The organism is Gordonia sp. NPDC003425 (genome assembly GCF_053588635.1).
Genome location: NZ_JBSFQI010000002.1, coordinates 201,169 through 221,062 on the forward strand (window position 1 = coordinate 201,169; position 19,894 = coordinate 221,062).

General features: G+C 68.7%; 18 protein-coding genes. 6 read left to right on the forward strand and 12 right to left on the reverse strand.

Translation table 11 applies throughout. The features are described 5' to 3' along the window. Nucleotides 1-230 precede the first annotated feature (230 nt). Nucleotides 231-1,493 (forward strand): DUF222 domain-containing protein, encoded by a 1,263-nt coding sequence (locus ACWDTD_RS03445; RefSeq protein ID WP_449745662.1) that lies wholly within the window; start codon nt 231-233, stop codon nt 1,491-1,493. A 165-nt stretch (nt 1,494-1,658) separates the two neighbouring features. Here the strand turns inward: ACWDTD_RS03445 and ACWDTD_RS03450 are convergent, their stop codons facing one another. From ACWDTD_RS03450 to ACWDTD_RS03465, 4 genes are read right to left on the reverse strand one after another with little or no spacing between them, the layout of a single operon-like run. Next, entirely contained in the window at nt 1,659-2,369 is a 711-nt protein-coding gene (locus ACWDTD_RS03450) for a 3-oxoacid CoA-transferase subunit B (RefSeq protein ID WP_449745663.1), read from the reverse strand. Nucleotides 2,370-2,383: 14 nt separating this feature from the next. Then, nucleotides 2,384-3,238: a CoA transferase subunit A gene (locus ACWDTD_RS03455; protein WP_449745664.1), complete on the reverse strand. Its 855-nt coding sequence runs from the start codon at nt 3,236-3,238 to the stop codon at nt 2,384-2,386. Then, nucleotides 3,235-4,005: a 3-oxoadipate enol-lactonase gene (gene pcaD, locus ACWDTD_RS03460; RefSeq protein WP_449745665.1), complete on the reverse strand. Its 771-nt coding sequence runs from the start codon at nt 4,003-4,005 to the stop codon at nt 3,235-3,237. Before pcaD ends, ACWDTD_RS03455 begins: the two co-directional genes overlap by 4 nt. Next, the gene (locus ACWDTD_RS03465; protein WP_449745666.1) at nt 4,002-5,225 is read right to left on the reverse strand and encodes an acetyl-CoA C-acetyltransferase; all 1,224 of its coding nucleotides are present in this window, start codon (nt 5,223-5,225) and stop codon (nt 4,002-4,004) included. The genes pcaD and ACWDTD_RS03465 overlap by 4 nt, the downstream gene beginning before the upstream one ends. A 93-nt stretch (nt 5,226-5,318) precedes the next feature. Between ACWDTD_RS03465 and ACWDTD_RS03470 the strand changes: the two genes are divergently transcribed. Continuing rightward, the gene (locus ACWDTD_RS03470; protein WP_449745667.1) at nt 5,319-6,212 is read left to right on the forward strand and encodes a LysR substrate-binding domain-containing protein; all 894 of its coding nucleotides are present in this window, start codon (nt 5,319-5,321) and stop codon (nt 6,210-6,212) included. Between the two features lie 27 nt (nt 6,213-6,239). Here ACWDTD_RS03470 and ACWDTD_RS03475 read toward each other — a convergent pair whose 3' ends face one another. The 5 genes from ACWDTD_RS03475 to ACWDTD_RS03495 form a co-directional block, all read right to left on the reverse strand. Beyond that, nucleotides 6,240-7,823: an FAD-dependent oxidoreductase gene (locus ACWDTD_RS03475; RefSeq protein WP_449745668.1), complete on the reverse strand. Its 1,584-nt coding sequence runs from the start codon at nt 7,821-7,823 to the stop codon at nt 6,240-6,242. Then, the gene (locus ACWDTD_RS03480; RefSeq protein ID WP_449745669.1) at nt 7,820-8,698 is read right to left on the reverse strand and encodes an FAD:protein FMN transferase; all 879 of its coding nucleotides are present in this window, start codon (nt 8,696-8,698) and stop codon (nt 7,820-7,822) included. The genes ACWDTD_RS03475 and ACWDTD_RS03480 overlap by 4 nt, the downstream gene beginning before the upstream one ends. A 52-nt stretch (nt 8,699-8,750) precedes the next feature. Beyond that, complete coding sequence (locus tag ACWDTD_RS03485; RefSeq protein WP_449745670.1) at nt 8,751-9,284, reverse strand: FMN-binding protein; 534 nt, start codon at nt 9,282-9,284, stop codon at nt 8,751-8,753. Between the two features lie 80 nt (nt 9,285-9,364). Then, nucleotides 9,365-11,164, reverse strand: a complete 1,800-nt coding sequence (locus tag ACWDTD_RS03490) for a substrate-binding domain-containing protein (RefSeq protein ID WP_449745671.1) — start codon at nt 11,162-11,164, stop codon at nt 9,365-9,367. A 71-nt stretch (nt 11,165-11,235) separates the two neighbouring features. Beyond that, nucleotides 11,236-11,673: a type II toxin-antitoxin system Rv0910 family toxin gene (locus ACWDTD_RS03495; RefSeq protein ID WP_449745672.1), complete on the reverse strand. Its 438-nt coding sequence runs from the start codon at nt 11,671-11,673 to the stop codon at nt 11,236-11,238. On the opposite strand from ACWDTD_RS03495, the gene ACWDTD_RS03500 reads away from it, so the two are divergent. Then, nucleotides 11,651-12,274, forward strand: a complete 624-nt coding sequence (locus tag ACWDTD_RS03500; RefSeq protein WP_449745673.1) for a DNA-3-methyladenine glycosylase — start codon at nt 11,651-11,653, stop codon at nt 12,272-12,274. The genes ACWDTD_RS03495 and ACWDTD_RS03500 overlap by 23 nt on opposite strands. 9 nt (nt 12,275-12,283) lie before the next feature. Here the strand turns inward: ACWDTD_RS03500 and ACWDTD_RS03505 are convergent, their stop codons facing one another. The 3 genes from ACWDTD_RS03505 to ACWDTD_RS03515 all read right to left on the reverse strand — a co-directional run bounded on the left by ACWDTD_RS03505 (nt 12,284) and on the right by ACWDTD_RS03515 (nt 16,428). Beyond that, a complete protein-coding gene (locus ACWDTD_RS03505; protein ID WP_449745674.1) occupies nt 12,284-12,589 on the reverse strand; it encodes an antitoxin in 306 nt (101 codons plus the stop codon). Between the two features lie 81 nt (nt 12,590-12,670). Next, complete coding sequence (locus ACWDTD_RS03510; RefSeq protein WP_449745926.1) at nt 12,671-15,169, reverse strand: HAD-IC family P-type ATPase; 2,499 nt, start codon at nt 15,167-15,169, stop codon at nt 12,671-12,673. Between the two features lie 71 nt (nt 15,170-15,240). Next, on the reverse strand, nt 15,241-16,428 hold the full coding sequence (locus ACWDTD_RS03515; RefSeq protein ID WP_449745675.1) for an MBL fold metallo-hydrolase: 1,188 nt from the start codon (nt 16,426-16,428) through the stop codon (nt 15,241-15,243). Nucleotides 16,429-16,669: 241 nt separating this feature from the next. Between ACWDTD_RS03515 and ACWDTD_RS03520 the strand changes: the two genes are divergently transcribed. Genes ACWDTD_RS03520 through ACWDTD_RS03530 form a run of 3 tightly spaced genes read left to right on the forward strand, consistent with a single transcriptional unit; the run spans nt 16,670 to nt 19,870 of the window. After that, nucleotides 16,670-17,287, forward strand: a complete 618-nt coding sequence (locus ACWDTD_RS03520) for a TetR/AcrR family transcriptional regulator (protein ID WP_449745676.1) — start codon at nt 16,670-16,672, stop codon at nt 17,285-17,287. Then, on the forward strand, nt 17,277-18,545 hold the full coding sequence (locus ACWDTD_RS03525) for an alanine racemase (protein ID WP_449745677.1): 1,269 nt from the start codon (nt 17,277-17,279) through the stop codon (nt 18,543-18,545). The genes ACWDTD_RS03520 and ACWDTD_RS03525 overlap by 11 nt, the downstream gene beginning before the upstream one ends. Then, nucleotides 18,533-19,870 (forward strand): D-arabinono-1,4-lactone oxidase, encoded by a 1,338-nt coding sequence (locus ACWDTD_RS03530; protein WP_449745678.1) that lies wholly within the window; start codon nt 18,533-18,535, stop codon nt 19,868-19,870. Before ACWDTD_RS03525 ends, ACWDTD_RS03530 begins: the two co-directional genes overlap by 13 nt. Nucleotides 19,871-19,894: the final 24 nt, after the last annotated feature.

Here is a 19,894-nt window from a genome sequence, read left to right on the forward strand (position 1 = left end):
TTATCAATCTGATGTTCGGTCAGGCCCACGGGAGCTCGGATGCGATCGCCGCCGCGGTGCTGCATGGTCGTCGAGCATGCCCGAATCCCCGTCGAGGCTGGTGTGACGGCTGTCTACCACAGTCGACTCCCGTTCACCCCTGTGATTCATCGCCGTGAACAGGAAAAATAGGTATTGACTCGAACACATGTACGAGTACTATGGGTGATAAGACCGACTTGGGGGAACACGTGACCATCACTCCGACGGCAGCCGCCGACGCGCTGCGCACACCGACCATCGACGAGCACGCCACCGGCCGCGACATCTACGAGGGGGTGATGACGTTGATCGAGATCCGCAACCTCACCGACCACCACCTATCGGTGCACGTGGCGGCGCTCGAGCGCCTCGGCGTCGCCAGACAACACGGCCGCAGCACCCGTGAGCTCCTCATCATCATGGGCCTCGCGCCCGCGGCGGCTCAACGCCTCCTCCGTATTGCCACCGCACTCGACGCAGTGGCCCCGGCGGCTGCGCATGCCGCCGACGGCGTGGTTTCTGGTGAGCACATGGATGCGATCGTCCGTGGCGTGAGCCACGTCGAGCGTCGCAGCCCCACGCCCCTCGACAACAACACCCGCGAGTCCGTGATCACCGACCTGATGGCGCAACGTTCCTCCGGCGCCACTCCCGCCGAGATCGCCGAACGAGCCCGGACCCTGGGAAACCAGATCGCAGCCCACACCGACGGTGGGTTACCGCCGAGCGAAGACCGCACCGTCAACTCCCTCACCCTGACCAAGGAGGATGGCCGCACGCAGGTACGCGCCGACTTGGACACCGTCACCGGGGAAAAACTCTGGACCGCGATCGACAGGATCTCCGAACCCCGCCCCCAACCCGACGGCTCCAAAGATCCCCGTTCACCCGAGCGGCGACGCGCCGATGCGTTGGAAACGATCCTCGACCTCGCCACCAGCAGTGGCCGGTTCGCGGGGCCGAAGGTGCCCGCACCACAAACCCGGATCGCGCTGACGATTCCCGCCGACACCCCGTCACTGTCCTCGCTGCAATTCCTCGGCTCGGTGACCGAAGCCACCGCCAAGAAGCTCGCCTGCGACGCCACGATCAGCGTCGCCATTGTCGACGGCGAACAAGTACCCTTGTCCGTCGGCCGGGAGAAACGCCTGTTCACCTCAGTCCAACGCCGAGCATTCGCGTGCCGCGACAAGGGATGCGTCAAATGCGGTGCACCCGCATCCTGGACCCACGCCCATCACATCGTGCACTGGGCCGACGGTGGGGACACCGACGTCGACAACGGCTGCCTGCTCTGCCCCGCCTGTCACGATGACGTTCACCACGGCGGTTGGGAGGTCATCATGGGCACCGACCGTCACCCCTGGCTCCGTCCGCCGGTCAGCGTTGACTCCCGACGCGAACTCATCGAGTCCTACCACCGACGCCGCATGCACGTCGCCGACCTCCCTGACCTGACGATCGCCGCCTGAGCAGAATACCCTACGCCGCAGCACCTTTCGTGCACCCGACACGTCGGGACCGCACACGCTCCTTGAGAACTCCACACAGATATCGGGGACCACCCACCATCCCGTGCTCGACGGCTGCCGACCGCGGTGCGCAGCACGAGACGGTCGGCCTCCCACACCGGTGGTCTACACGGCAGCAGTGATGCCGTGATCCCGCACGCTTTGATCCCGCACGCTTTGATCCTGCACGCTTTGATCCTGCAGAGTTCGATCCCGCACGGGTGCGGCAGTTTTCGCGATGACGGTGTCGAGGTCCACGCCGGGGGCGAGTTCCACCAGATCGAACCCGTCGTCGACGACGTCGAATACACCGAGATCGGTGATCACGCGGTCCACCACGGACTTGCCGGTGAGCGGGAGCGAGCATCGGTCGACGAGTTTGGCGTCGCCCTTCTTGCTGACGTGCTCCATCAGCACGATGACGCGGCCGGCGCCGTTGACGAGGTCCATCGCTCCGCCGATGCCTTTGACGAGCGCTCCGGGCACCATCCAGTTGGCGAGGTCACCGTTGGCCGCCACCTGCATGCCGCCGAGTACGGCCACGTCCACGTGGCCGCCGCGGATCATCGCGAAGCTGGTTGCGGAGTCGAAGTACGACGCACCCCGGACCACCGAGACGGTCTGCTTGCCCGCATTGATGAGGTCGGGGTCCACCTCGTCGTCGTACGGGAAGGGTCCGACGCCGAGGATTCCGTTTTCGGCGTGCAAGGTGACGCCCGAGTCATCGGGCAGTTCGTCGGGAATCAGTGTCGGCAGTCCGATGCCGAGGTTCACATAGTCACCGGGCTGCAGTTCGTGCGATGCGCGGGCAGCCATCTCGGTGCGGGTCCAGGTCACGGTGTCTCCTCGTGTCAGCCGACCGGAATGGCGGCGGATGTGGTTGCGGTGTCGGTGTTCTCGCAGCCCTGGCGCACCGGCCGGGGCCGGGTGGTGCGCTGCTCGATCTCCTTGCGCCCAGCCTGCTCGGGGGTGAGCTCGACGATGCGCTGCACGAAAATGCCAGGCAGGTGCACGTCGGCGGGGTCGATCGCTCCGGCCTCCACGACTCGCTCGGCCTCGACGATGGTCACGCGGCCGGCCATCGCCGCGGGCGGGTTGAAGTTTCGTGCGGCGGCATGGAATTGGCAGTTGCCGGCGGTGTCGACGACGGCGGCGCGCACCAGCGCGTAGTCGGTGACGATGGCCTCCTCGAGCACCATCTGCTTGCCGCCGAATTCGCGTACCTCTTTCGGCGGCGAGGCGAGTGCCACCGATCCGTCGGGCGCGTAGCGCCAGGGCAATCCGCCCTCGGCGACCAGCGTGCCCACTCCGGTCGGGGTGTAGAAGGCGCCGATCCCGCTGCCTCCGGCGCGCATCCGCTCGGCCAGCGTGCCCTGCGGGGTGAGTTCCACGGTCACCTCACCGGCGAGGAACTGCCGTCCGAACTCCTTGTTCTCCCCGATGTAGGAGGCGATCACCTTGTCGATGCGGCGCGCCTCGAGCAGCAGACCCAGTCCCGCGCCGTCCACCCCGCAGTTGTTCGAGACGATGGTCAGTCCGTCCGCACCCTGCTCGAGGAGGGATTCGATGAGGAACCACGGGATGCCGGCAAGCCCGAATCCGCCGACCGCGAGACTCGATCCCGACGGGATGTCGGCGACCGCGGCCGCAGTCGACGCCGCGATCTTGGACGTGTGCAGTGTGTTGGGGCCGGCGTGGCGAGTCATGACTGCTCCAGGTGGTTGATGATTGCGGGGGTGATGATTGCGGGTTGTTCGGCGTTGGCGAGGTGGGCGGCGTGGTCGACCACCAGCAACCGGCCGTCGGGGACGGCGTCGACGATCTCGGCGAGACGCTCGGGTGGTGTGGCGGGATCGTCGGCACCGGCGATGGCCAGCGTGGGCGCCTTGATCGCCGACAGGTCGCCGCGCTGATCCATCGCGGCGATGGCCTCACAACAACCGGCGTAACCCTCGGCGGGCGTGCCGGCGATCATGTTTCGCCAGGCGGCCACCTGATCACGTTGGCCGGCAAGGTAGTCCGGGGTGAACCAGCGGCTCAGGACACCGTCGGCGACGGCACCGGAGCCCGCGTCGCGCACCGTGGCGGCACGCTGCACCCAGGACGAAGCCGGCGGGAAATGCGCCGCGGTGCACAGCAATACGACACGGTCGACGCGTTCGGGATTGCGGATGGCCACCCGCATCGCGGTCATGCCGCCCAGCGAGAGACCGACGAGATGCGCGGAGTCGATACCGAAGCGGTCGAGCAGGGCGACGAGGTCGTCGGCGAGATCGTCGATGCTGTAGGGGCCCGACGGCACCGGTGATGCGCCGTGTCCGCGGGTGTCGTAGCGGAGCAGCCGGAACCGCTCCTCGAGGACATCGCGCTGCGCGTCCCACATGCGGTGGGTCGACCCCAGCGAATTGGACAGCACCACCACCGGCGCATCGGCCGGTCCGCTGAGTGTGGCGGCGAGATCGACCGCGCTCACCGGGCCACCTCGAAGACCGCGGCCAGTCCCTGTCCGCCGCCGATACACATGGTCTCCAGCACGTACCGGGCATCGCGTCGATGCGCCTCGTAGGCGGCGGTGGCGAGGATGCGGGCGCCGGTGGCCCCGATCGGGTGGCCGAGTGAGATTCCCGATCCGTTCGGATTGAGTCGCTCGTCGTCGGCGTCGACCTTCCACTCGGCCAGCACCGCGAGAACCTGCGCGGCAAACGCCTCGTTGAGTTCGATGAGGTCGATGTCGTCGAGGGTGAGTCCGGCCCGGTCGAGGGCTTTCGCGGTGGCACCGACCGGCCCGATCCCCATCGTCTCCGGCGGGCATCCCGCCACGGCCCACGAGCGCAACGCCAGCAGGGGTTGCAGGCCGCGCCGGTCGGCTTCGGCGCGGGTGGTCACCACACACATTGCGGCGCCGTCGTTCTGCCCCGACGCGTTGCCCGCGGTGACGGTCGCATCCGGATCGACCTTGCGTCGTACGGCCCGCAGGGCGGCAAGCGATTCGAGGGAGACATCTGCGCGCGGATGCTCGTCACGGTCGACGACGACGTCGGGCTTGCCGCGCCGCCCGGGCACGGTCACCGCGACGATCTCGTCGGCGAACCGACCCGACTCCTGTGCGGCGATGGCGCGCTGATGCGAGCGCACCGCCACCTCGTCCTGCTCGGCACGGGAGATCCGGTACTGCGCCCGCAGGTTCTCGGCGGTCTCGATCATGCCGCCGGGCACCGGATGCGACGCGCCGCCGGCGGTCAGCCGACCACGGTCGAGGCGATCCATCAACTCCACACCACCCTGCCGCACACCGGTGCGCAGGCCGAGCGCATAGTGCTCGACATTCGACATCGATTCGGCGCCACCGGCGATCACCAGACCGGCTGCCCCGGTTGCCACCTGGGCAGCGCCGTTGAGCACGGCCTGCAGACCCGATCCGCACCGCCGATCCACCTGCATGCCCGGAACGCCGACACCGAGTCCGGCATCGAGGGCGGCGATGCGCCCGATGGCGGGCGACTCGCCGTTGGCGTACCCCTGCCCGAGGATCACGTCGTCGACGTCGCCCTCACCGAGTCCGGTGCGCGCGACGAGTTCGCGCAGCAATCCGGTCGCCAGATCGGTCACGGAGAGCGGGGCCAGCGCCCCGCCCATGCGTCCGACCGGGGTGCGCAGGGGCGAAGAGATGACGACATCGGTAGCGGTACTCATGGGTCCCACGGTAAGAACCAGCGATCATATTGGGAAGTATCCATTTGAGATTGAATGAGACCTTTCAGATATATATGGGTTTACGCTGGAGTGATGGAGCTGCGTCACCTGCGATACTTCCGCGCGGTGGCCGAGGAACTGCACTTCGGCCGCGCAGCGGCACGCCTGCACATCGCGCAGCCGCCGCTGTCGCAACAGATCCGGCAACTCGAGTCGGAACTGGGCCTCACCCTGCTGCAACGCTCCACACGCAAGGTGGAACTGACCCCGGCCGGCGAGGCCTATCTCGAACGGGTCATCGCAATCCTCGACGCCGTCGACAACGCCGGCACCCACGCGCAGCGCGTCGCCGAGGGACGGCAGGGACGTCTCGCGATCGGTTGCGTCGGGTCGGCGACCTACTCGCTGCTGCCCCGGCTGGTCCGCGCGTTGCGCGGTGAGCTGCCCGACGTCGACGTCAGCGTCCGCGGCGAGATGCTCGCGCCCGCGCAGATGGCGGCCCTCCTCGCCGGCGACATCGACCTCGCCTTGCTGCGTCCGCCGATCGCCGCACCCGAGGTGAGCGTGACCCACGTCCGACGCGACCGACTCCTCGTCGCTCTCGCCGACAGTCACCCACTCGCCGGACAACCCAGCGTCGCTCTGGCCGACCTCCGCGGCGAGGATTTCGTCTCGCACGCGGGCCGGGGCCGGTCGGTGATGCATACCCAACTCGCAACGCTTAGTGCCGCAGCGGGTTTCATCCCGCAGATCCGCCACGAGGTGGAAGAGACCTCCACTCTGGTGACCCTTGTCGCGGCGGGTCTCGGTGTAGCCATGGTGCCCGAACCCACCGCCGCCCTCGGTGTGGCCGGAGTGCGTTACCTGCCGATACGCCCCGAGGTCCCCGGCGTCGACCTCGTCGCGGCGCACCGTGCCGGCGACGACTCCCCCATCGTCGAACGGGCGTTGAGCGTGCTGCACGGGGTAGCGGTCGACGACGGCTGAGCCGCCACCGTCGGTCACTCGGTCCGGTCAGTACCCGAGGAATGTGTCGGTGCGCAGCCGCCAGAAGCGCCACCCGACACCGGATTCCATCCGTCGCACCGACGTCGCGGTGTTCCGCACGAAGTCTGGCGCTCCCGACACGTAGTATCGCGTCGCGGCATCTCCGGTCCACGTCGCCCCCACGATCGCGGACAGCCGGGCCGGATCGGCGAATTCCTTTGCCGGGTCGGCAGATTCGATGACGTCGAGCTGGGCCCCGGCTGCCGCCGCGGCGGCGAGGTCGGCGGTATACACGGCACGGTCGGCGGCACGGACGACGTGCACGAGCCGCAGTCCGGTCAGGTTCTTGTCGCTGGCGAGCCCGGCTGCGACCATCGAGGCGAAGGGAGTGATACCGATACCGGAGGCGATGAGAACCACCGGTGGTCGCCGTGCGGCGTCACGTCGCCACGCCCGGGGCAGCGTGAAGTCGCCGCCCACCACGTCGAGGTACAGCCGGTGCGTGGTTCCCTCGATCAGGGCGGATTTGTAGCTCGACACGCCGCCCGCGGAGCCGACGGTGAAACCGAAGCGCACCGCGTCGTCGTCGGGTGCCGAGGCGAAGGAGAACACGCGACGCGACCCGCCCCACAGCGGCGTCGACCACGACGGCGCGCTCAGCATGGCCCACTGCCCCGGGGTGAAACCGACCGGCGCCGACGAGCGGCCGTCGAGTTCGAAGGTCTGCGCGGCGATGGGCTGCGCACTCGTCGCCAGCACCGTGCGGCCTGCCGGGGCTCGCCCGGCGAGTCGCACCGCGAAGGCGTACAGACAGCCGGCCAGCAGCGCGATCTGCGGCACGAATTCCAGGGTGAACGACGTGGTGATCTCGAATGTCTGCTGCCAGAACATGAGTACCGCGACGAGTGCCGCGTACACCGCTCGATGCAGGCGGGTCGACGGCGAGGTGAGCGGCTCGGGCAACATCACCGCCGCCACGAAGAACGTGGGCGTGGACACGAACCACAGCTGCAGATCCTGCCCGCCGCGAACGAGTTCGACCACGCCGATGGTGATCAGGGCGACGGCGAGGTACACCATGACCGGTTCCCACACCCGCAGCACTGTGACCAGCAACAGCCCGATCACCACCATCGGCCAGAACAGCGGTTCGGCGGCCACCCACCAGAACGGTGAACTCAGCTGTGTGCCACCGACACTCACGCCGGAGTAGGCCAGACCGTAGGCCACCACCGCGCCGGCGACGGCAGGGTTGACGATCAGCCGCCGCCGCCACACCAGCACGTACTTCGACGCCGCAGCGGCTCCGGCGGCTACGATCATCGACACCGCCGAGGCGACGTCGGTGATCCCCGGCATCAGGAAGAACAGGATGAGGCCGGTGATCGCCCACGAATCCGAACCCGGCGGCACCCGCACCAGCGCGGCACCCGCGACGGTGACCACCGCGCTCACGACGAGGGCCATCAGGAGCGACACTGCCAGTGCGGCAGGACGATACGCGAACTCATCATCGGTGGCGGCCACCACGAACGACACCGCGGCCAGCACGACGAGCGCCACCAACACCGCGCGGTGCGCGGTGAGCCACGCCGGAATCAGTCGCGTCACAAGAACAGCTCCAATCCCGGCATGGCCGTGTGCTCCACGGTGCCGTTGCGGCGGACGGTCACGTGATCGACATCGATGTCGCCGGAGGTGACGTGCGATCGCAGGTCGCCCGCGGACACGAAGAACAGCGCCGTCGCCCACCCGTCGGCGGTCATGGCGTCGGGTGCGCTCACCCAGGTGGCCAACACCTCCCGAACCGGTGACGCCGTCGAAGGGTTCACGATGTGGTGCCAGTCGGCCCATGCGCGACGGTTGCTCGCCGACGCGCACAACGCGCCGCCGGTCAGCGCGACGACCCCGATGGCCTTGCTGGGATCGAGCGGGTGCTCCAGCGCGATCCGCACCGGGGTCTCGCGCGGGGAGATCACCATGTCGCCGCCGGCGTCGACGATGTAGCGGTCGGTATGGCGGGCCACCAGCCGCGCGACCCGGTCCACCGCGAACCCCTTGCCTGCGGCACCGACGTCGAGCAGTGCCGGAGTCTTGAGGACCAGTTCGGCACCGTCCCAATCGATCACGTCATCCCAGCGAGGGGTCGGGCGGATGCGGTCGGCAACGCGCAGGGTGTAGTCGGCGTCGTAGCCGGCGTCGGCGAGCGTGCACCCGATCAGCGGCGTCACCACACCGCGGGTTGCGTCGTGGAGCACTCGGTACCAGTCGAGCAACGCACGGTCGGGGACGGCGACCGCGTAGTGGCCGCCGGCGGCCGACATCCGCGCGACCATCGAATCGCGCCGGAACCGCGACCACACGCCGTCGATCCGGTCGATCTCTGCGGTGATCCGGTCACGTACCGCCCCCGACAACTCGCCCGCGGTGGTGATCTCCCAGCGGGTGCCGAGCGCATCGAAGGTCCAGTCGACGTCGTCGCCCACGGTGCACTCACCATGGCGCTCACCCGGGGCACTCGCACTCACGCCGGCCCGGTCAGCTCCTGGCCTCGTTCTTGATCTGGTCGATGGCGTCGTTGAACCCGCCGGAGGTCAACGACGATCCGGACACCTTGCTGACATTGAGCTCGTCGATGTTCTTGCCGATCACCAGCGGGTCGATGCCACTGGCGAACTTCCCCTGATACTCCTTCGACGTGCCCCTGGTGTTGCTCGTGTCCAGACTGAGCGCGGTGATGACCGAGTTGGAGAGGGTGACGGTGACGCCGATCTCCTGCGGACCGCCGGGCGAAACGTAGTAGCCGGTCGCGCTGTACTCACCGTTCTTGAAGGTGCCCGAAGCCGTGTCGGTGGCCGAGGCTCCCCCGCCGGCGGCCGTGGTGGTCTGCGTCGCCTGCGCGGAGGTGCTTCCCGTGTCGCCGGCGTCGTCGGAGCCGCACGCCGCGGTGGCCAGTCCGATGGCTGCGACAGCGGCCACCACCCCGCCCGTGCGTGCCAGACCGACGCGGTCACGCAGAACGCCCGCAGCCGCGGTCTCGTCGCGAGATGATGTCCGTTTCGGGTGATTCATTTCACCATTGTGCGTGACGACGAGGGCTTCATGTCGGCCCAAGCCGCCATTCGTAGGTAACCCTCACCGAATACTCAGGCTCAGCGTCCGGCGGCGGCCACGCGGGCGCGGATCGCGTTGACGAACACCGACTTGATGTCGTCGGGTGTCTTGGCCACATACGACGTGCCGCCGGTGGCCTCGGCGATCTGGTCGAGGGCCTCGGTGTCGGCTTCCGAGGAGATGCCGATGGTCAGCACCAGGACCGGGCGTGCCGGGTCCTCGAGCCGTTTGAGGTCGGAGATCAGCTGGTTGAGGCTGATGGTGTTCGGGTCCTCGTTCTCACCGTCGGTCATGATGATGACGCTGTTGGAATAGTTGGGGTCGTAGGTGTCCTGGACCTTCTTGAACGCGGCCAGCGTGGTGTCGTAGAGCGGGGTGCCGCCACCGAGCTGTGAGGGCGCGAGTCCCTGCTCCACGGCGCTCGCCAGTTCGTCGCGGTGGGTGGTGCCGTCGGCGGTCTTGGCGTCGAGGCGGCGGATCGGCGAGAGTTCTTTCCAGTCCGATCCGGGACCACCCTTGTCGATGCCGAACGCCCAGCCGCCGATCTCGGTGTTGTTGGGAAACAGCTTGAGGCCGGTCAGCGCGGCGTCGATGGTCAGGCCGGCACGGGTGGTGTCGCCGACGGGATCGGCCATCGACCCCGACGTGTCGATCGCGACGAGAGTGCGGATGGGAACACCCAGCACCTGCCACTGCCGTAGCGCCTTGTCGACCTGGGCCGGATCTTTGACGGTGAGCACGGTGATGCCCTTGGTGTCACCGGGTGCGCGGAAACCGGCGTCGGTGAGCGGCGTGGTCCCACCCTCGGCCGACAGCGCATCGGTCAGTGCCTTGCCCGCGTCGCGGGCGGTGTCGCCGCGCGCCGCGGGCGCGGTGTTGACCAGCGGAAAGTCGAGCATCACGGTGCCGTCTGCGGGAACCTCGGACTTGAGTTGCGACCCCGGATGGGTGCGCGTGAACCGCGTGTACTGCTGCTCGGTGCTGATGACCGGGGTATTGGAGGTGTTGGCGATGTTGAGCCGGGTGCCCTCGGTGTCGTTGGTCGGTCGCGCATTGTTCTGCTGCACGGCGAGCACCGTCATCGCGTCGATGAGCTGGGCGTCGGTGAGTGAACCGGCATCGACCTCGGCGAGCGCACCGATGATCGGGGCGTCGCCGGTGCTGGTGTCTATCGGATTACCCGACTGCAGCCCGTCGAGCTTCATCACCTGCACCCAGTTGTCCAGCTTGGGGAGATCCTTGCCCACCACCACGACGGGGGTGGCCGCCACCGACGGCGAGATCAGGTCGAGATCCTTGCGCACCTGCGTGGTGATGCGGCGCGCCTGAACCTGCGAATCCGGAACCCACAGGTCGGGTGATTTGTCGCCGCTGGTCAACAGGCCCGGCACGTCGGCGCCGGCAACGGGGTTGACGGTGTAGTCGAAGCAGGAGTTCTCGGCGGCCTTGGCTGCCACGTCGCGCATGGCATCGGTGATCGCCGGGTCGGCCGCCAGCGTCACCGACGTGCGGTCGCCGCATCCGCCGACCGCACCCGAGCGCCACACCACGACGCCCGCGGTCACCGCGAGCACCACGATCAGCGCGGCCAGCCCCCAGATCCAGGCGCCGCGGCGCCCCGACCGCGGCTCACGGTGGGCGAATCCGAAACGATCCCCGGTGCCTGCCGAGCGCGCCGCACGCGGCGTGTTCGCCGACCGCTCATCACGAGGGGCGGAGCCGGCCGCGGGTGGTTGGGTGGGTCCGCGGCGGCGGACCGACGGCTCGGAACCACCCTCGCCGCGTGACGAATTCGACGGCCCTTGTGGCCGGTCGGAATCGGAGCTGTGCCGCCCCATGGTGCCATCCCCCTCGGTGGTCGCGTCGCAGCCGACGCGCTGTCAGGTCGTGAGAATCCGGCGGGTCCGGGTCAGCCGAAGACGTCGCGGAAGGAGACCAGCGACTTCTTCAGACCCCCCGACACTGCCATTGCCGCTGCCTTGCCCGCCGGCCCGATGAGCGGCAACCCACCGAGATCAACAGTGAACAGTACAGTCGATCCGATCTCCACGGGCGCGATGGCCAGATCCAATTTCGCCTTGACCCCGCCTTTGCCGTGGCCCTTGAGCCGCACCTCGCGGACCGGTTCGTAGATCTCGACCACCCAATCGAATCGCACACGGGTGCCCTTGACCTTCACCACCGAGGCCAGTTCGGTGCCCTTGGCGAGTTCGTGCGGCGCAGGCAACGGCGACCGCCAGCCGTCGTGCAGCACGAGCCACTCCGAGTACCGGTCCAGATCCGTTGCCGCCGACCAGGTATCTTCCGGAGACAGATGAATCTCGATGGAGTCACTCGTCTTAGCCATGGTTCTGCAGCCTAGCGTCACCGTCACCGCACGTTCGCTGTTGGGCCGAAAGCTGCGCGGCCACGGCGTGACGGTGCGGATCACCGAGGTGGAGGCGTATGCCGGCCCCGACGATCCGGCGTCGCACGCCTTCACCCGCACCGCGCGTTCGGACATCATGTACGGCCCGGCCGACCGGCTCTACGTGTACCGCATCCACGGGCATCACTGCGCGAACGTGGTGAGCGGACCCGACGGCGAGGCCTCCGCGGTGCTGCTGCGGGCAGGCGCGGTGACCGACGGGCTCGAGCTTGCACGCCGACGCCGCGGCACGCACGTACTCGACGAGCATCTCGCCCGCGGACCGGGGAACCTGTGTGCCGCGCTCGGCATCACGATGAACGATCTCGGCGTCGACCTCGACGGACCGTCGTCGGTGCGGTTGCTGCCGGTGGACCTGCCGACGCCCGGCCTGACGACACCGGCGCCACCGCTGGTCAGCGAAGGACCCCGCGTGGGAGTGCGCCGCGCCGCCGACCGGCCGTGGCGGTTCTGGATCACCGGCGACCGGAGTGTGTCGGCGTTTCGGCGCCATCCCCGTGCCGAAACGGAACCCTCCTGAGTGTTCGGCCTACTTCGGCTGGGGATCCGCCGGGGGTGGGGTGTCCGCGGGCGGCGGGGTCTGGGCGGGTGGTGCGCTGTCCGCGGGGGGCGGCGTCTGGGCGGGAGGCGCGCTGTCCGCAGGAGGCGGGGTCTGGGCGGAAGTCGGGGTGTCCTCGGCGCCGACGGCCTTCTTGGCGGCCTCCTGTGCCTGGTCCACCTTGTCGGCGTATTTTCCGCCGGTCACCTTGTCGACTGCGTCGGCGCCCTTGTCGATGAGGCTGGGATTGCTCCTCAGAGCCGCCTTCGCCTTGTCCACCAGTGCCTTGAGATCCATCGCCTGCTCCCGATCTGCTTCTCGTCGACGTTGCCTGGCTCATGCGTCGCAGCGCACTGCCGCACCGAGCCGGTCTTCAGTCTATGCACCGGCGATGTGGCCGGCGTTGCGGTGCACCGAGCTCGCGCGGGCCAGATCGCGCCGGGCCATCAACCGCGGAGCGATCCGCGACACCAGCTCCACCAGTCCGATGCCGACGGCCGCGGAGGTGAAGGCCACGGAGTTCATCCACCAGTTCGAGGAGTCGAGTTTGAACAGGTGCTGGGTGAACGGCCAGGCGAAGATGATCACGTACGCGCCCACCGACACCCCCACCAGCACCACCTTCCACCAGGTGTAGGGGCGGGCCACCACCGCCAGCACATACACCGCCACCGCGATCAGGGTGATCAGGGTGGCCGTCGCGGCCTGGGTCTGCTCCGGCGACAAATCCACCGAATCGCCGCCGAGGGCAACGCCCGTGCCACCCGGATTGACGATGACGTAGGTGGTGAAAGCCGCCAGCCCGACGATGATTCCGTTCGGAACAGCTTGGGCCAGAACACGTTTGACAAATCCGGGCCGGGCCCGCTCATTGTTGGGCGCCAGCGAGAGCACGAAGGCGGGAATGCCGATGGTGAACCATGCCGAGATGGTGACGTGGATCGGCTGGAAGGGGTAACTGAGTGAACCGAGTCCGAACCAGTGGCCCACGATGCCCGCCACACCCACGAACAACGCGAGCAACACCGCGTAGACGGTCTTGGTGAGAAACAGGTTGGAGACCCGCTCGATGTTGCCGATCACCCGCCGACCCTCGCCCACGACGTAGGGCAGGGTGGCAAATTTGTTGTCCAACAACACGATCTGCGCCACCGACCGTGCCGCCGACGAGCCCGAACCCATCGCCACACCGATGTCGGCGTCCTTGAGTGCCAGCACGTCGTTGACGCCGTCGCCGGTCATCGCGACGGTGTTGCCGTCCGACTGGAGCGCCTTGATGATGGCCCTCTTCTGGTCGGGCTTCACCCGGCCGAAGGTTGTGCCGTCCTCCACCACGCGGGCCAGTTCCACCTCGTCGGAGGGCAGTCGGCGGGCATCGATCGACGTGTCGGGTGAACCGAGTCCCAGCGACTTGGCCACCGCCCCCACCGAACGGGCGTTGTCGCCGGAGAGCACCTTCACCGCGACGTGTTGCCGTTCGAAGTAGTCGAGGGTGTCTCCGGCGTCGGGACGCACCCGCTGGTTGAGCACCACCATGGCCACCGGCGTCACGTGGCCGGGCGCCACCGACCCGGGCTCGGGTTCGGTGTCGACGGACACGTCGGTGCGCGCGAGCAGCAGCACCCGCAACCCGCCCGAGGCGACGTCGGAGGCCAGACGGGCCACGTCGGTGTCGGCGTCGAGTAGCACGTCGGGTGCCCCGATCAGCCAGTTACCGGCGTCGGCCCCGGTGGCGTCGTCGGTGAACGACACACCGCTCCACTTCTTGGCCGACGTGAACGGCTCGACCGCGGCCGCCGACCACGCGGGCGGATTCGTGAAGGCCGCGGCGATCGCCTGCATGCTCGCGTTCGGACTGGGGTCGTGTGCGGCGAGCGCCGCCAGCGCCTGCTCGGCCGTGCGTTGCCCTGCATCGTCGTGCGCGTCGCCGACCGGGCGCACCTCGGAGAGGTCCATCCCGTTCTCGGTGAGGGTTCCGGTCTTGTCCGTGCACACCACGCTGACCCGCGCCAGACCCTCGATCGCGGCGAGTTCGTTGACCAGGCACTGCCGCTGCCCGAGGCGGATCACACCGACTGCGAACGCGATCGACGTCATCAACACCAGGCCCTCGGGGACCATCGGCACGAGCGCGGCCACCATGCCGAGCAGCGACGCCCGCAGCCCGTTCTGACTGATGAACAGCTGGTTGACGATGGTCAGGATGCCGGCGGGCACCAGCAACCAGGTGATGACCTTCAGGATCTGGTCGATGCCCGAGCGCAACTGCGAGGACACCAAAGTGAACTTCGACGCCTCGGCCGACAGCTGCGCGGCGTAGGCGTCGGCGCCGACCTTGGTGGCGCGATACGCCCCCGATCCCGAGACGACGAAGCTGCCGGAGAGCACCTGGTCGCCGGGTGATTCGTCGACCGGATCGGCCTCACCGGTGAGTAGCGACTCGTCGACGTCGAGCACCGAGGCCTCGACGATCTCGCCGTCGACCACGATCTGGTCGCCGGCACCCACCTCGATGATGTCGTCGAGCACCACCTCGCCCGGCGAGAGTTCGACGACCTTTCCGTCACGGCGCACCTTCGGCCGTACCTGACCGACGATCGCCAGCCGGTCCAGCGTGCGTTTGGCGCGCACCTCCTGGATGATGCCGATGCCGCTGTTGGCGATGATCAGCAGCCCGAACAGCCCGTTGATCAGCGAGCCGGTGGACACGACGATGGCGAACAGCACCCCGAGGATGGCGTTGATGCGGGTGAAGACGTTCGCCCGCACGATGTCGGCGACCGAGCGGCCCGACCGGTCGGGCAACCGGTTGACCTGCCCGTTGGCCACCCGCTCGGCCACCTCGGCGGCGCTCAGGCCGGTGAGCCGATGCGCCACCTCGGTGACGCCTCCCGCAGTGACGCCTCCCGCGGTGACACCTCCGTGCAGGGCATCGCCGCCGGTACCGCTCACGCCGAGGCCTCCCACCAGTTCGGCGTCAGCAGCCCGGTGCCGTTGCGGTGCAGCAGGTCGACGGTGCCGCCCGGTTGCGGAACCACCACGGTGGTCGCGTTCCGGGCGGCGTGCGGGAGCAGGCGGGTGATCGGTTCGGCCCACGGGTGGCGGGCGAGATTGAACGTGCCCCAGTGGATGGGGATGAGTACCGAATCGGTGCCCGCGGCACCCGACACCATGCGGTGCAGCGCGACCGCCTCCTCGGGATCGATGTGGATGTCGGGCCACACCGGGTCGTAGGCCCCCACGGCGATCAAGGTGAGGTCGAACGGCCCGAGACGTTCGCCGAGGTCCTCGAACCGTTCGGAGTAGCCGGTGTCCCCGGAGAAGAAGAAGCGATGCGACGGCCCCACCACCGCCCAACTGGCCCACTGGGTGAGGTTGCGGGTCAGGCCACGACCGGAGAAATGCCGCGCCGGACCGCAGGTGAACCGCAGGGTGGTCGATCCCGCGCCGACCGGCAGTTCGATGCTCTGCCACCAATCGGCCTGCCGGATGCGCTCGGCCGGCACGCCCCACCCGATGAGGTGTGCCGCCACCCCGACCGGCGCCACGAACACCGCGTCCGGCGACGCGACGGCCAGCGCCGCCACCGTCTCCATGTCGAGGTGGTCGTAGTGATCGTGGCTGATCAGGACGACATCGATCGGCGGGAGGTCGGCCACGGCCACCGGGGAGGGATGCATCCGCGGCGGACCCACCAGTCGACTCGGGGAACACCGGCCACTGAACACCGGGTCGGTCAGCACCCGGACTCCGTCGAGTTCGACGAGGACCGAGGCGTGGCCCAGCCACGTCGCCGAGAGCGCCGCCGCTTCGTCGGCGAATCGTGGACGCGTCACCGGAATCGGGCGACTCGGTCGCCCCGGCCGCCGTGCCATGTCGACGATCACACCGAAATCGGCGTCGACGCCGCTGGTGGGCGGCTCGGGATTGGTGAAGACTCCATCGACGAGATGATGTGACTTCGCGACGTGCGGATAGATCTCGGCGCGATCGGCGCCGAGTGCACGGGCCGCGGGCACACCGGCGGCCGAGAGCACGCCGGTGGCGAGGTCGGCCGCTCGTACCCCCGCCCCGGCGATCCGACCGATCACCGACTCGCCGCTGTTTCCGACTGTCTTTCCGGTTGTCGACGCCACCTGGCCACCCTATCCCGCGGTCCGCGTCGAACGCCTCGATCACGGACGCGACCGTCCGGCGCCCGCGGGCCGGGGCGCTCCTACTGGTTGGCCCGGGGCGGTCCTGGCACCGGGGGCGGGTCCTTGCACCGGGGCTTCCGGGACTTTCGTTTGGTGGGCCCGAACCGGGACATCGCACTGCTACCATTTGCGCACCTGTTCCGCACACGTGCGCGTGCGCACACGCTCCCTGGGGTGTCTCTTGGCTCGCATGTCCGTTGATGAGCGACGTGCGGCACTCATCGAGTCGGCGTATCGCGTCATCGCCGACCACGGCGTCGAAGGCGCCACCACCCGCCGCATCTGTGCCCACGCGGGAATGCCCCTGGCGAGCTTCCATTACGCCTTCGAAAGCAGGACGGCGTTATTGTCCGCGGTCATGGAGACCGCGGTTCCCCGCGACATCCAGCACATGCTCGACATCATCCTCGACGCCCAGTCGACCCCACCCGGTGAGGGTGCGGCGGCGATGCGCGTAGACATGTTCAACATCTTCGACGCGTTCTACACACTGCTCAAGGCCGATCCCGGGCGATTGCAGGCGACCATCTCACTCGGCATCTACGCCCACAATCATCCCGAACTCCATCGTGTGGGCCGGCAGATGTACGAGAACCTCTACGCGGTGGCCGCACAGGGCCTCAAGGCCGCCGCGTTGCACTGCGGGGTCGAGTGGATGCGACCGGTCGACGAACTGGGCCCGGTGATCATCGCGACCACCACGTCCATCACCCTGATCTACCTTTCCGCCCCGGACGACGCGGTGGTCGCCACGGTCATCGAGCTGGCGGTCAACCAACTTGCGACGTATGTCAGGTGATTCCGATACCGGCGGTGCCACGCCGGGACTGTGGGCGCGTGATCCCGAACTCTACTGGAGCGGACTGACCGCGGCGGTCCGCGACGCCGGACTCGACAGTCCGGTGGTGGTGATCGATGCAGATGCCATGTCGCACAACATCTCCGATCTGGAACGCCGCGCTGCCGGGGTGCCGCTGCGGTTGGCGACGAAGTCGTTGCGGGTGCGTTCGCTGATCACCACCATCGCCGCACGGTCGGGATTCGCGGGTCTACTCGCCTTCGATCTCGCCGAAGCGCACTGGCTGGCCACCGAGGGTCTGTCCGACATCCTCCTCGGGTATCCGACCGTTCGCCGGACGGCTCTGGCCCGGTTCCTCGCCGACCCCGTGGCCACCGAACGCGTCACCCTGCTGGTCGACGATCCCACCCACCTCGACATCATCGACTCGGTGGTCGCGCCGGGCCGTCGACCCACGGTGCGCGTGGCCATCGACCTCGACGCCTCGTTACGACTGGTGGCCGGCCAGATCCACATCGGCGCCCGCCGGTCCCCCGTCCACACCGCCGACGAAGCGATGACACTCGGGCGTCACATCGTGGCGCGCAACGGGTTCGACCTCGTCGGTGTCATGTCGTACGAGGCGCAGGTGGCCGGCACCACCAATGCCACCCCCGGCACCCCCGTCCGCAACCGGCTGGTCACCGAGATGCAGCGCCGATCGATGGACGAACTGCGTGCGCGGCGGCCGGCGGTGATCGCGCAGTTGCGCGAACTCGCCGACCTGCAGGTGATCAACGCCGGCGGCACCGGATCGATCGAGGAGACCGGCCGGGACCCGTCGATCACCGACATCGCCGTGGGCAGCGGGGTTTTCGGCGGTCACCTGTTCGACGGATACGCCGGGTTCCGCCCGGCACCGGCGATGGCGTTCGCGCTCGACGTCGTCCGGATTCCCGGCCGCCGGATGGTGACGTGCGCCGGCGGCGGCTGGATCGCGTCGGGTCCGCCGCACCGCGATCGGTTGCCGCGACCGGTGTGGCCGAAAGGCCTGCGCTACATCGGCACCGAGGGGGCCGGTGAGGTGCAGACCCCGCTGCGCGGCAAGGGTACTGTCGGACTCCGGATCGGTGATCGGGTCTGGTTCCGCCACACCAAATCCGGCGAGATCTGCGAACGCACCGACGAGGTGGCCGTGGTGGAACGCGGCGCGTCGGGTGAAGCACGGGTCACCGATGTCGTGGCGACCTACCGGGGCGAGGGGAGATGTTTTCTGTGACCGCGTCGAGCGCGATTCCGTTACGGCCGTGGCGCAATTGGGGCGGTACCGCGGCGGCCACACCGATGCGCGTCGAGCATCCGGCGACGGCCGACGAGGTCGCGGCGATCGTGTCCGCCGCGACGGCTCGCGGCGAGCAGGTCAAAACCGTGGGCGCCGGGCACAGCTTCTCCGCGATCGCGGTGGCGCCGTCGGTGCAGATCGAACTGTCGCGGCTGTCCGGAGTGGTCGACGTCGACGCGGCGGCAGCCCGGGTCACGTTGCGGGCGGGAACCAACCTGCATCAGATTCCGGCGTTGCTCGCGCCGCACGGGTTGGCCATGGCCAATCTGGGCGACGTCGACCGGCAGACCATCGCGGGTGCCACATCGACCGGCACACACGGCACGGGGCTGGCCTTCGGCGGTATCAGCACGCAGATCGTCGGTGCCACACTGGTTTCGGGTTCGGGTGCGGTGATCGAGGTGGGCCCCGACGATCCCGACCTCGAGGCGGTGGCGCTGGGTCTGGGCGCGCTGGGGGTGCTGACCGAGATCACCGTGCAGTGTGTGCCCGCGTTCTCGATGCACGCCGAGGAACAGCCGCTGTCCGTCGACGACGCGATGGACGGTTTCGGTGACCGCCTCCGGGCGCACGATCATCACGAGTTCTTCTGGTTCCCGCACACCGATCGGGCGCTGAGCAAGGTGAACACGCGGCTGCCGGGCGAGGCGGCACCGAGTGGGCCACCGCACTGGCGCCGGTGGATCGACGACGAACTGCTCAGCAACACCGTGTTCGGCGCGATGTGCGCCGTCGGCGCCCGCTTCCCGGCGACGGTCACCTCGATCGCGCAGCTCAGCGGGCGGGCACTGTCGGCGCGCAGCTACACCGACACCTCGACCGGGGTGTTCATCTCGCCGCGAAACGTCCGGTTCCGCGAAATGGAGTACGCGCTGCCGCTCGACGCCACCATCGACGCGTTGCGGGAGGTCCGGGCGATGATCGCCCGCCGCGGCTACCGCGTGAGCTTCCCGGTGGAGGTACGCGCCGCCGCTGCCGACTCGTTGATGATGTCGACGGCGTCGGGCCGCGAGAGCGGCTACATCGCGGTGCACCGCTATCACCGCGACGACCCCGCCGATTCGGCCGCCTATTTCGACGACGTCGAGGCGATCATGACCGCGCACGGCGGCCGACCGCACTGGGGCAAGATGCACACCCGGGACGCCGACTACCTGCGGTCGGTCTATCCGCGGTTCGACGAATTCCTCGCCGTCCGCGACCGTCTCGACCCGAGCCGCGTGTTCGTCAACCCGTACCTGCGCGAGGTGCTGGGACCCTAGCCGCCCGGCGGGCGCAGATGCGCG